The following is a 12,440-nucleotide window of genomic DNA, read 5'->3' as shown; positions in this document are numbered from 1 at the left end:
CCTCTGTACAACCATAACCAGCAATCATCCATGTATTTTTGATGTTTGAGTTCTTTCATGGCTGCAAAAATCGCGTTCAGACATACTTCATGGGTTCCGTGCGGATCGGCAAGATCTCCTGCTGCAAAAACCTGATGTGGTTTTATTCTGTCGATAATTTCTTTTACAATCGCAATGTCTTCTGCTCCCAGAGGATTCTTTTTAACCTGTCCTGTTTCGTAAAACGGAAGGTCTAAAAAGTGTGTATTCTCATCTTTGAGTCCGATGTATCTCGTTGCGGCATAAGACTCTCTTCTTCGGATCAATCCTTTTAATTTTCGAACTTCCAGAGAATCAATCTGATTCTCGGATTTGTTGTTTAAAAACTCAATGACTGATTTGAAGTTGATTTTTGTTTTTTCATCTGTTATAAAATCACTCGATACCTCAGCAAATTTTAAGGCTTCGTCGTCTGTAACAGCTATATTTCCGGAGGTTTGATATACAACATGTACATCATGGCCTTGTTTTATCAATTTTGAAAAAGTTCCTCCCATAGAAATCACATCATCATCAGGATGCGGACTAAAAAGGATCACTCGTTTTTTTGACGGATTGGCTCTTTCCGGACGATGCGAATCATCGGTATTGGGTTTTCCACCCGGCCATCCTGTAATGGTATGCTGCAAAACGTTGAACATATTAATGTTCAGATCATAAGCAGAACCTTCCTGTGCCAAAAGATCAGACATTCCGTTGTTGTTGTAATCTCTGTCTGTTAATTTTAATATGGATTGTTTTGTTTTTTGGCACAACCAAACAATCGCTTTGCTTTTTAATTCTTGCGTCCAGATGCATTCTCCTACTAACCAAGGGGTTTTAAAACGGGTTAGTTCTGATGCTGCAGACTGATCCAATACGAAGGTCGCATTTGGATGATTTTGTAAAAAGGTTGCCGGAACTTCTGAACTGATATCGCCCTGAATGGTTCTCTTGATGATATCGGCTTTGTTTTGTCCCCAGGCCATCAGTACAATACGCTTAGATCTCATGATGGTTGAAACACCCATCGTGATCGCTCTTTTAGGAACATTGTCTATTCCGTTAAAATCTGATGAAGCATCTACTCTTGTAATATGATCCAGTGTAATGATTCGGGTTCCTGAATTGATGTGTGATCCCGGTTCGTTGAAACCTACGTGACCTGTACGTCCAATTCCTAATAATTGAAAATCGAGTCCTCCGGCATTTTTAATATTCATTTCGTAGTCGATGCAATATTGATTCAGTTCATCAATATGTACAGTTCCGTCGGGAATATTAACATTTTCGGGTTTGATATCAATATGATTAAAAAGATGCTGATGCATGAAATAATGATAGCTCTGATTGTTCTCTTTGCTCATTGGATAATATTCATCCAGATTGAAAGTGATCACATTGCTAAAACTTAGTCCTTCTTCTCTGTGCATTCTCACTAATTCTTCATAGACTTTTATAGGAGAAGAACCTGTTGCTAAACCTAATACACAAGTTTTGTTTTTTTCTTGTTTAGATCTAATTAATTGCGCGATTTCCTGCGCTACAATTATAGAAGCTTCTGCTGAATTTCTGAAGATTTCATTGTGGATTTTCTCAAATCTGGTTTCTTCAAACTTTCCCGCACTTTTATAGCTGATATCAGGTTTGGTTTCTAAATCAGTTTCCATTTTTATAAATTTTATTTGGTTATTTTTATTTGTTAATCCATATTATTTTAACACATAGAGACATAGCTTTTCTTTGCCTGCACAGGCGTTTCACTTGTATTAATTCACATAGCTATGTGATTTACTTTTCTAAGTGTTTTATTTTCAGAACCACAGATTTTAAAAAAAAAATCTGCGAGAGAAAATATATGCTCAGTTCATGTTTTTATTTTTTTCTCAGAAGAAAGAGTAGTGTACAATCCGATGATGACGAATACAACTCCAAAAAGCGTATATAAAGTAAGCGGTTCATCTACCATAAAATAGGCAATTAGAAATCCGAAAATCGGACACAGAAAAAGCCAATACGAAGCTTTTATAGGATTGATTTTGAGTAAATACAGCCAAAACTGAACAGCGCCAATAGAAACCGCAATTGCCAACCATGAGGTCGAAAACCAAAAATCACGATTAAAAACATTCTTTTCAGATTGATAGGTTACAAATAAAACCGGAAGCAGAAATACAGCACCAATAATAGTTTGCCACCCATTGATGGTTAAAATGTGTAATCCGTTCCAGTTTTGTCTGGAATAATAAATAGTTCCTAATGAATACGCAATCATGCTGGTAACTAAAATAAGTATGCCGCCGGGAGTTGCAAAACTGCTTTGTAATAAAGGATAAGCCGCTAAAAATACACCTATAAAACAAAGGATTAAACTAAGAATGTTTTTGAACTTGATTTTATGCGATAACCAAACAGCTGAGATCAAAACAATAAAAACAGGATTAGTTGCTACAGCTAAACTTCCCAAACCGGCGGATACTTTTTGCATGGCAATGACATACAATCCCAGATAAAAAGTAATATTGAACAAACCATAAATACTGATTTGGATCCATTCTTTTTTTTGTGGAAATCGTTTTGCCATTACGATATGTGAAATTAAAAGCATAATGCTTCCGGCTATTATAAATCTGAAAATGGAAATCACAAAAGGCTGAGCAGCATGTAATCCAATTTTGGTGGCTGTGGATGCAGATGCCCATAAAAAGGAAAATAATATTCCGGCAAAAATGATTTTGAATTCTTTGATTTTAGCAGTAATCGGAAGCATTTTTTCTTTTATCATTATTCTGAAGCAAGAGTTGAAGTTTTAGAGAAATTCAAGGTTTCTATCTCAGATAAATCATGATTAAACTGAACAAAACTTGCCGGAAAACCAGCTTTTATTTTCCCGAATTGGTCTTCTAAACCAATCGCACTTGCAACTCGTGAAGTTGCCATTTTGATCGCTTCATCTACTGAAACTTCTAAATGGTTGTAAGCATTCTGAACGGCTTCTAACATTGAAATTGTTGCTCCGGCCAGATTACCATCGTCATTTCGGTAAAAACCATTGTCAAGATGTGCATCAAAATTGTCCCATTTAAAAGTTGCTACTTTTCGTCCTAAAAAGGTAGCATCACTAATCAAAAAGAATTTGTCCTGTTTGAGTTTATAAGCCACTTTTGCAGCAGCATAATCACAATGTGCACCATCTAAAATAACAGGGGCATAGACATTTTCGTTTTCAAAAACAGCACCTACCAAACCCGGTTCGCGATGTCCGAATTGTGTCATTGCATTAAATAAATGAGTTACAAGTTTGATGCCTTTCGAAAAATAAACCTGCGCTTCTTTGTGCGTAACAGTCGAATGTCCAATCGAGATTACGATACCGCTCTCGATCAGCATGTTTAGTTGTTCTTCTGTAAAATATTCCGGTGCAATGGTAATTACTTTAATAACATCTTTTCCAAGTCGGATAATTTCTTCGAGTTCGGCATTTGTTGGTTTGCGAACCTGATCAATACTATGTGCGCCACGTTTTAACGGATTCAAAAAAGGACCTTCCAAATGCATTCCGATCACGCCATTATCATGCTTTTTCATGTAATTACGAACGGCTTCAATTCCCTGAAGAATCGTTTCATGCGAAGAAGAGATCAAACACGGCAATACATGAGTCGTTCCGTATTTTAAACTGGCATCATAAATATCCTGAATCGTTTCTTCGGTTGGGGTTTGACTAAAATAAAGTCTTTCTCCGCCATTAATCTGAATATCGATAAAGCCTGCTGCAATATGATTTCCTTTTAAATCTATCGTTTCAATATCCTTTGGAATTTCTTTTTGAACAGGAAGAATACTTCCGTTTTCGATAATAATGACTCCGTTGGTAATGATCTCATCACCTGTGTGCACGGTTGTATTGATAATCGCTTGTTTCATTTTTTGCTTTCTTTTGATTGTTTTACAGCGCCGGATTTTAATCCTGCTCTACAAAATTAGTCGAGCCATTGACTCTTTGCTCTATTTTTTAAATTATTTAGACCGGATTAAAATCCGGCCTTTTACAATTTGCCGAACCACTGGTTTTTTCTTTATTTTTTAATCACTTTGCGGGTTAAGGTTGTATTTGAATCACTAATTTGTATAATATAGATTCCATTAGGTTTATTGCCCAAAGAAAACGTTTTGCTTGTTTCGAAATTATTTAAGGTTATTTTTTGAATTACTTTTCCTGAAACATCTACTATTTTAAGCACAACATTTCCTTTTGCATTCTGAATATTCACATTAAAAATATCACGGGTTGGATTTGGTTCAACCATAACATCAAAATCTAAAGTACCGGAATTAATTTCTTCTGTTTTTTTGCTTAAAGAATTCGTATTGGCTGGTACAAATGTATCGGAACCGTTCGTTAACCAATTTAAACTAAAACGAACAAAATACATTTGATAAGTAGAGTTTTCTCCATTTTCATAATAAATACCAATTGTCCCGTCCGGCAATATCGTTAAACTTGAATAGGCCGAAGCTCCTGTAAAAATAGTTTTTGGTGTTCCCCAGCTTGTTCCTTCATCTGTACTCAACAATACGCTTACATTTTTTCGGCTTCCTGAAAACGGAATAGAATGTAATAATCTGTTCTTGTCATATCCGTCAAGGGTAGAAGTGTAGCGAATAAAATCGCCGTCGCAATTTGGGTCAGTAATACTGGTTTGATTGTAAGCCGTTCCCCAGGTTGCGCCTTTATCTGTAGAAACATTAAAACGACGTGTTCCCGAGTTGCGAATACTCATCATAATATTACCATTATTTAATTCGACAACCTTGGCTTCGTCACCGTCTAATTCGGCTCTTCCGGTTGATGCTGTCCAGGTAATTCCGTGATCAGCACTGGTTATCATATAATTATTGATATGTTCGACTCCCGAGACATTTTCGCGAACAGCAATCGCTGCCACAATTTTTCCGTCACGCAATTGATGTGCTCTTCCTGAAGCGACAAATAAACCTTTCCAACCCGGATTTGGTCCATAAATCTGACTGGTAATATCTACCGGAGTTCCCCAGGTTACACCATTATCAGTACTGTGAATTACGAGAACTTTGGCTGGAGCTGCATTTGTAGAAGCAAAAAAACCTTTTTCGGCAGAAACCAGACATAATAATTCACCAGTTGTTTTATCCAAAACCAGAGCAGCATCGCCCGCTCCCGTTGAAGCACCAAAATTGGCTATCGTTAAAGGTGCAGACCATGTTTTTCCGTTATCTGTACTTCGGCGAACGACAGGATCTATTTTAGCCGCTAAATCTCCCGAACCATTCCATCTTTTATCCGTTACAGTTACCAATGAACCATCGGCAGCAGTAATAATGGCCGGAATTCGATAACTGGCAGAACCTGCATCTCCGGGTGTAAAAAGTAAAGTGTTGGCTAGTAAAATAACGCGATTTCCTGTCACAGTATTTGCAGTTGTATTGTAAGTAATGCTATTGGCTACGATCGATTCGCAAGTCGCATCTAAAAGATTACCCTCGGTAGCTGAAGCTGAAACATCATACGTAATCCAAAAATAATTATCGCCGTTTACTAATGCTTTCGAACCGTTTACAACCAAATTTCCGCCTGACGGAGCAACATTTCCAAATAAAGTTGCCGTAGCCAAATTAAAAATGGCAGCAGATCCGCTGGAGTAAATTTTAATATTGGTAACATCAGAAATATTTGTAGTTCCGTTCATGGTAAATTTTAAAGCACTCACCGTAAGCGGATTTATAGTGCCATTCACAGAAGCTTTTATCGCAATAATACGCTGATTGGTATCTCCAATTCCGGTTGGTAATTCAGTTTGAACTAAAGAGACAGAATTAATCTGCATTTCGTTGGTTTGTGCAATAACCGCTGCTCCGTTATTTAAAGTTCCCGGATGATTGTTTCCCGAAATATCCGGAACAGTTGTACCGCTAACATTTTCGAAATCCCAGGCTGCAATTAGATTGGCTTCGGTTCCGGTGACAATTGCTGTTTTATCGGTTATGATTTCTGCGGCTGTCATTGCTTTATTCCAAAAACGAATATCGTCTAATTGTGCATTCATATATGAAGCAAAAGTGCTGAGTGTACCAAATAATAGATCTCCGGTATTCGAAACCGTGTTGGTTCCGCCAATATTGGCAGACGTTTTGGTTTGCTGTAAAACACCATCGACATAAATTTTACAGCTTGTTGAAGCAACATCGACAACCATGGCCAGATGATGCCAAACATTGTCAGCTATATTGGATGTTCCGTATGGAGGCCCCGCCGCTCCGGCACTTGTGGTTAAATTCACTCCAAATTGTCCACCTCCGGCTGATGTATTATTGATAAATTCATATCCAATTCCTGCGCCTCCTGGACGTTTGCTTATGATTCGTTTTCCAAAATCAGATGTTTTGATTTTGCAGGTTACCGTTAAACTCTGACCAGCAGCTATATTAAAATCAGTATGATTGACTACAGACATATAATCATTAACGCCATCTAAAGATAAAACCATCGGAAAAGCATTTGATGTTGTTGGCGATCCTGTAAGAGTTCCGGGGTGATTATTGCCCGAAACATCAGGAACCGAAGTGCCGCTTATGTTTTCAAAATTCCATGCTGCAAGAAGATCTGTTGCGGGAGCATTTACAACAGCGGTCATATCTGCCTGTAGTTCAGTTGCAGTCATGGCTTTGTTCCAAACACGTACATTATCAATCTGACCAGCCCATTTGTAGCTGTTTCCGGCATCAGAAGTGGCTCCAACAACAAAGCTTAAAGCGTTCGAGAAATCTGACGTAACAGAAGTGAATGTTTTTCCGGTATTCGCCAAAACGCCATCGATATAACCATACATTGTACGATTGCTTGAAGCGTCCAAAACCAATGCAATATGATGCCAGGTTCCGTCAGCAATAGAATTAGCAGAATATCCTGCTGTACTGATATTGTTTGGAGTTGCGGTTCCGCTCAGGTTCATCGCAAATTTTCCGGCATTGCTACCATTTCCTGTCCAAAATTCGTAGCCGTTTCCTGAAGCTCCGTTTCGTTTGGCAAAAATTCTGGGTGTTCCTGTGGCTGTGGTTGTTTTTATCCAGCAGGTAATTGTTTTGTTTTGGCCTGCGCCGAAGTCTAAATCAGGATGATCTGCAACTGTCATAAAAGTAGAAATTCCATCGAGGTTCAAAACCTTACCACTTTGTGCCTGTAAACTGCTGGTACAGTATAAGCACATAAAACACGAACAAAATAAACGTAATAAATTTTTCATAGTTTTTATATTTGGTTAAAATTGGTTAATAAGCATAAGGTTGATAACAAATAACCTGATGGAAAACAGGTTTTTATGTCAAGATGCTGAATCGTATTTGTGTCATTTTTCTAACACATAGAAATATACATCAGGATTGAATGTGCCTAACGGCACAACGCTTTACAAACTTTGATTTTCATGTTTGACTGTTTTTTCAAGATATTCGTTTAATATTTGTGTGCAATACCATTCCTGACGTGGTAAATGAAAAGGACCTTTGTATAGATTTCCTTTTGCAGTTTGCGCTACGGTTCCGTCACGATGTAAATACCCAAACCATTCTCCGTTTTCTTTATCATGAAATTTACTGTACGCATAATCATGAATCATTTTATGCCATTTTGCATATTTTTCGTTTCCAGTCATGGTGTAAGCCAATAATGTTGCAATAATGACTTCGTTATGAGGCCACCAGAATTTCATGTCCTGCCAATATTCCTGAACCGGTTTTCCATAAACATCACAGAAATATAAAATTCCGCCATGCTCTTTGTCCCAACCGCGTTCCCACATATAATCCAGCATTTTGCAGCCTAATGCAATCAAACGCGGATCGTTATTTCTATATTTTGCTTCGTGCAAAATGAACCAGGCGCCTTCGATCGCGTGACCCGGATTCAGTGTACGACCATCGATATGATCAATGATATCACCATTTGGAGCCACTTGTTCCATCACACATTTAATGTCGTGTTTTACAAAATCATTTTCGATTTCGGCAATCCATTTGGTGATCCATTCATCACAACGCGGATCTCCAATGGTTTCTCTTATTTGTTGCGCTGTATTGATCATAATCATCGGAGAACCAATTCCTTTAGACGGACGTTCATTAGTGTATTTTGGCTCTAATAATCCCGGTGTACTCGAATATTTGATGCATTCTCCAAATAAATAACGTGCCTGTTCTGCAATTTTTCTGTCTCCGCTGGCTTTTGCGTAAGCACTCAGGGCAATTACGGCAAAGGTTTCAGAAAAATAATAACGACGTTTACGAATCGGATTTCCGTTGCGGGTTACATGAAAAAACATTCTTCCATCTGTATCAAAACAATGTTGATTGATGAAGTCGATTCCGGATTTGGCACCGTCCAGCCATTCTTGTTTTGGTTCAACAGTATTGTAAAGTGTTGATAATAACCAGGCTGTTCTGCCTTGAAACCAAACTGATTTATCATCATCGATTAAATCGCCATTTTGGTCACGCATTAATAAATAACCTCCATGTATGGTGTCTATCGACTTTGGAAACCAAAACGGTACCGTATCTTTTAATAATTGATGCTGATAAAAATCTTTCAGGTGTAGAAGATCAGTATTTGAATAACTCATTTTATATATTTTTTGACTTAGTATTTATGTTTACTAAGTGTTGATTTTTTTGTTTGCCTATTTTTAACACATAGCGACATAGCTTAAAAAAAGAGTATGATTTTAATTGGTGTCAATTCGTGCCATTTGTGTTTTAATTATTATTATTGTCTAAATCCAATTGAAAAGTCGAACACGGTAAATTAGCTTCATTGACCAGATTTGCTGTTGTGTACGGTTTCCAGGCGTATAAAACAGTTTTTATTTTTTCATTTTTTGAAATAGGAATTAAAACCTGATTTTTTAGAATTGTGGCGGCACTTTCTATTCGGATTCCTTTTTCGGTTACCAATTCAAAACCTGTTAATTCTTTTTGGCTGGCTGTAGATAATGATTTGGCATTCGAAAAAGAAACTACAATCTGATTTCCTTTTTGAATGGCTTTTACCGGAAATGGTCCGTTTGCGGTTATCTTTTTTCCATAAGTATACTTCAGTGCCAAAAGCGCCAGACGATCTCCAACCTGCTTTTTTTGAATAGGATGTACATTTGTAGCATCACCATAATCCATACTAATCGCCATGCCGCTATTAGGGATTTTTTTCTGAATTCTGGTTTGTGCATCTCTAAAGGACGGCCAGGCTGGACGATCTGTTCCTGACAATTGAACATAATAAAAGGGCAGGGAAGTTCCCCAGGCTTTACGCCAGCTTTCTGCCAATACAGGCATTAAATGTTCGTACAATTCGATATTATGTGCGTTACTTTCGCCCTGATACCAAATAATTCCTTTTATAGGAAAATCGGTAAAATAGGATACTCCGGCTTCAAAATTATAACACGGTCCATACGGATGTCGTTGTTTTGGATTTTTGGCATTTTTTAAATTTTCATCAGCACGTGATCTGACCCACAGCATCAGAAAATCAGATTTTCGCCAGTTGGTCAATACATCGACTACTTTGTCATCGTGTTCTAAAGTATAGCGGTCGATCCAGGATTCTATGGGAGATCCGCCAACGGCAACTTCTATTAAACCAATTGGGACATTTTCTTCGTGTGTTATATTTTGCCCGAAGTAATAGGCTATGGCCGAAAAATCCTTAGCACTTATAGAATCACTGATTTTCCATTTTCCGGAGAAGAATTTTAGTTGATTTGTCTTTTCCAAAGTAATCGAATCCCATGCTTTTTCATCGGTTTCGGCAATGGCTTCAAAATGAAATAAGCGAAGATTGGTATTTTTGATGGCGTTTTTAACGTCAGCGATTCCGTTTTCTGATTTTTGAAGTGGGAATGCCATATTCGATTGTCCGGAACAAAACCAAACATCACCAATCAATATGTTTTTTAAAATGATTTCTTTTTCTTTTGATGCAATCGTAATTTGATAATTTTTGCCCGATTTCATGGCAGGGAAAATTGCTTTCCATTTTCCGTATTCATTTGTAGTGGCAATTTCTTTTCGATTGTTGAAAGTGATTTCTATTTTCTCACCGCCATTTGCGGTTCCATAAATTACAATTGGCTGATTTCTTTGAAGTACCATATTATCAGTGAAAATGGGTGGTAGTTTTAGTCCGCCAAAATCTTGTGTAATAGTACTGTAAACGGTTTGCGCCAGAATGGTTGCGCCTTCTTTTACTGGATGTAAAGCATCCGGGAAAAGATCAGGGCGATTGTATAATCTTTCGTGAAGGTCAATTAATTTTACATTATTGGCTTTTGCAATTGCCAGAATATGCTCCTGAATTTGCCAAAACCAATCTCTTGTTCCCGATTTAAAACGAGGATGTTCGTTGAATATTGGGGTCATTTTGCAGATGTAAATTTTGACTTTTGGATTTTGTGTTTTTAAAGTATCGATCAACCATGAATAATCAGCATCAAAATCTTCTTTGTAATTTGGCCAGTTTCTCGGATCAGTATCGTTTAATCCTAAATGAATAATCGCAATATCCGGTCGATAGGCAATAGCTTCTGCACATTTTTCGGTTTTAAAATAAGGTGTACTTCCTTTCTTTAAAAGGGTGGCGCCGCTGTGTCCAAAATTTTTGACTTCATATTGATTGCCCATTAAAATTTGAAGCTGCGAAGGATATGATTCTGTCTGTGGATTAGCTAAAAGATAACCAGCCGTAACCGAATCGCCTATACAGGCAATTTTTAGTGGAGTTTGTGCGCTCATTTCAAGATTTAAAATCAGGAAAAGAAGCAGCATTACGATATGAATATTTCGATTGTTTGTTCTCATTTTTCTTAGAACTATTATTAAAAATGTGGTAACTATAAGCCGGGCAAAACGCATAGCTTCGCCCTGGCTTATTCAAAAACCAAAAATCAACTAACTCTTAAATTGTAAAAAGGGGTGAACTTTACCTGCTACGCATCTGCAAAATCATTTACTTTTGGACGCAGAAAACCAAGCTGAACGAGTAGTGCAACCAACACGACACCCGCCATTAGCGCAAAACCAAAACCTAAAGTTCCGGTATCTGCAGATTTACCCAGTAAGGAAGTGACCAAAGCACCACAACCAACTCCGGTCATATTAAGAACACCATAGGCCGTTGCCCGATGTTTGGATGAAACAAATTGACAGATGATGGGCATATTATTCGCATCAAACATTCCATATCCTATACCAAAACATAAAACGGCACCAACGACGTGAAATAAGGAATGCCCAAAACCGATCAACAACAATGCGGGAATGGTTAAACTTAGCCCAATGGCACTGGTATAAACTCTTCCCTTGATATTTTTTTGAACCCATTTGTCTGATAAAATTCCACCAAAGATTACGCCTAGCAATGAAGAAAAAGAAATAGTAATTGTAGCGATTGGTCCGGCCTGATCCATTGAAATGCCCAAATTGTCTGAGAATAGGGTAGGAAGCCAGTTTTTTGTTGCCCAGCCCGGTAAACTGATAATGGCAAAATAGAATAAAATGACCCAGAAGGAAATATTGGTAAACAATAATGCCAGGCCTTTAAAAAGGGAATCTTTTTCGTGTGTTTTATTAAATTCAGGATCAAAGATTACTGTTTTTTCTTTTTTCTCGTATAAAAAGAAAATTAAAACAATCGAATAAATAATACCCACAATACCAAAATTATGAAAAGTAGCATGCCATGAGAATCGGGCAGCGATCGTAGCACCAAAACCACCCAATGCTGATCCTACATACAATCCGGTCATGTGAATACCAATGGCAAGCGACCTTGTTTTTTGCTGATGATAATCGGCAATTAGAGCCAAACCTGCCGGAATATACAAGGCTTCACTCACGCCCATAACGGCTCTTAGCCAATAAATTTGATTGTAGGTTGTGGCATATCCCATTGCAAATGTAACGGCTGACCAAACAAATAAACTTCCTATAATTAACCATTTTCGGTTTAATTTGTCGGCAATAATACCGGAAACAGGGCTCATCAAAGCATAAATCCAAAGAAAAATGGCCATTAAGCGTCCAAAATTTTCACCTGAAACCAGTTCAGGAATGTCAGCTTCCATAGAAGGTCGCATGGTTGCCAGCATTTGTCTGTCCATATAGTTGAGCAACGCTACAATCCAGAGTAACGCAACTACGAGCCAGGGATAATATTTAGAGTTCTTCATATTTTGATATGCTTATTTTTTGGTTTAATCGGTTATTTTTAACACATAGAGACATAGTTTTTATAGCTTGAAAAGGTGTTTCACTTGAAATAAAACTCATAGTGCTATGTAAAAAAAAAGCTTTTTTTTAATCACCTTTACTTTGATTTTGAACTTATGTTT

Annotated in this window: 7 protein-coding genes; all 7 read right to left on the bottom strand. The window is 37.5% G+C overall.

The features are described from left to right. The coding region (gene nagB / locus A4F88_RS12710) for a glucosamine-6-phosphate deaminase (RefSeq protein WP_068842978.1) at positions 1 to 1,688 on the bottom strand (1,688 nt) is incomplete at its 3' end. Between the two features lie 197 nt (positions 1,689 to 1,885). Further along, on the bottom strand, positions 1,886 to 2,803 hold the full coding sequence (locus A4F88_RS12705) for a DMT family transporter (RefSeq protein WP_209442827.1): 918 nt from the start codon (positions 2,801 to 2,803) through the stop codon (positions 1,886 to 1,888). Further along, positions 2,803 to 3,945: an N-acetylglucosamine-6-phosphate deacetylase gene (gene nagA, locus A4F88_RS12700; protein ID WP_068842977.1), complete on the bottom strand. Its 1,143-nt coding sequence runs from the start codon at positions 3,943 to 3,945 to the stop codon at positions 2,803 to 2,805. Before nagA ends, A4F88_RS12705 begins: the two co-directional genes overlap by 1 nt. A 152-nt stretch (positions 3,946 to 4,097) precedes the next feature. After that, positions 4,098 to 7,301 (bottom strand): LamG-like jellyroll fold domain-containing protein, encoded by a 3,204-nt coding sequence (locus A4F88_RS12695; RefSeq protein WP_082815765.1) that lies wholly within the window; start codon positions 7,299 to 7,301, stop codon positions 4,098 to 4,100. Between the two features lie 162 nt (positions 7,302 to 7,463). Continuing rightward, positions 7,464 to 8,675, bottom strand: coding sequence for an AGE family epimerase/isomerase (locus A4F88_RS12690; RefSeq protein WP_068842975.1), 1,212 nt, complete (start codon positions 8,673 to 8,675; stop codon positions 7,464 to 7,466). Positions 8,676 to 8,808: 133 nt separating this feature from the next. Then, positions 8,809 to 10,908, bottom strand: coding sequence for a GDSL-type esterase/lipase family protein (locus A4F88_RS12685; protein ID WP_068842974.1), 2,100 nt, complete (start codon positions 10,906 to 10,908; stop codon positions 8,809 to 8,811). A gap of 128 nt (positions 10,909 to 11,036) precedes the next feature. Then, a complete protein-coding gene (locus A4F88_RS12680; protein WP_068842973.1) occupies positions 11,037 to 12,278 on the bottom strand; it encodes an MFS transporter in 1,242 nt (413 codons plus the stop codon). Between the last annotated feature and the right edge of the window lie 162 nt (positions 12,279 to 12,440).

Origin of the sequence: Flavobacterium chilense (genome assembly GCF_001602525.1) — a bacterium.
Lineage (GTDB): Bacteria > Bacteroidota > Bacteroidia > Flavobacteriales > Flavobacteriaceae > Flavobacterium > Flavobacterium chilense.
The sequence above is the reverse complement of the archived record's forward strand: the minus strand, read 5'-3'. Positions and strand labels throughout refer to the sequence as shown.